The sequence below is a fragment of the Aeromonas sp. ASNIH8 genome (assembly GCF_002919855.1).
Taxonomy (GTDB): domain Bacteria; phylum Pseudomonadota; class Gammaproteobacteria; order Enterobacterales; family Aeromonadaceae; genus Aeromonas; species Aeromonas caviae.
On sequence record NZ_PQLN01000230.1, the window covers coordinates 1 to 1,202 of the forward strand.

The following is a 1,202-nucleotide window of genomic DNA, read 5'->3' on the forward strand; positions in this document are numbered from 1 at the left end:
TGATCGAGGTTACGGATCGAGATAGCGGGTGCGGCCATGATGATCTACCTGCAAAAGAGAGTAATAGATCAGAACTGCCGATCGCCGTCAAGCACTGAAAATAGCAAAATCAGGTGCGGAATGACGGCTACATCAGTGGTTGGAATCCCAAGTTGTGTATTCAGCTTGATGACTACAGGGCTGACTTCAATCGCTACCTTTTCAAGGGATTACCTTCGACCGTAGCGTTGCAACAAGGTGGTGAATTTAACGAGGCCGACCGCAAGCAAATTATTTACCAATTGAAGTCACAGTTCGACGAAAAAATTGAAGAAGGCGGTAGTCTAGCCTCACATAAAACTACCTGATTACCCATGACCCTCAGCCAGCTTCAAGAGCCGATATGGCATCGGAGGGCTTGCCACGACTGCATGCCCCAATTCAACCAACATGCTCTTGAGGTCAAAACGATGATTAAACCGGAAGCAGTATTCCGCAAGATGCCTTGGTAAATGCTTCGCTCCGAGCGTATGGCAACTGCCCCGCAGCGAGTTTTTCACATTTCCTATCATCGTGTTTACCCAGTTGAATGCCGGATGATCCAGCCAGTCCAGGTTGCCCCCGGTGACAACACCCAGGTGCTCACAATTGGCCTCCTTGACCGCTTTGAAACAGGCCAATCCATCGGATATCACCGCGCTACCACTGGCAATATGCCGTTTTGCCCAATCAGCAACGGACTTGGTTTTGAAACCATCGACCACCGTCATCCGCATCTTGATTGGATGTCCTTCCTTGTTCAGGGCCACTGCTGCCACAAACGGCGTCTTGCCTGCCGCGCCCCGACCCCGTTTGCCACCACGGTGCTCGCCACCCCAGTAGACATCATCGAGCTGAATGATGCCGCTGATGGGCTGCTTGTCATCGGACTCTTTCATGGCTTGCAGCAGCTTGTGCTTGAGCATCCAGGCGGTGTCATATTTGACGTCCAACTGGCGCTTTAGCTCCATCGCTGACAAGCCAGTTTTGGTCTGTGACAGCAGCTGCATCGCCAGAAACCACTTGGTCAGTGGGAGTTTGGTGTTTGCAAAAATCGTGTTTCCAGTCAATGACATCTGGTGACGGCAGTTATTGCATTGCAGCACGCGTGGCCGACTTTTCAGGCGACAGCAGGTCTTGTTGGCGCACTCAGGACAGATGAAACCGTTCGGAAAACGCCAAGC

Annotated in this window: 2 protein-coding genes; one reads left to right on the forward strand and one right to left on the reverse strand. The window is 51.7% G+C overall.

Annotated features, from left to right (window positions below; genetic code table 11):
- The first annotated feature begins 152 nt into the window (after positions 1–152).
- Positions 153–347: a hypothetical protein gene (locus C3418_RS23610; protein ID WP_103859382.1), complete on the forward strand. Its 195-nt coding sequence runs from the start codon at positions 153–155 to the stop codon at positions 345–347.
- Here the strand turns inward: C3418_RS23610 and C3418_RS23615 are convergent.
- Positions 348–1,202: IS1595 family transposase (locus C3418_RS23615; protein ID WP_103859248.1), on the reverse strand; the 855-nt coding region annotated here is incomplete at its 5' end.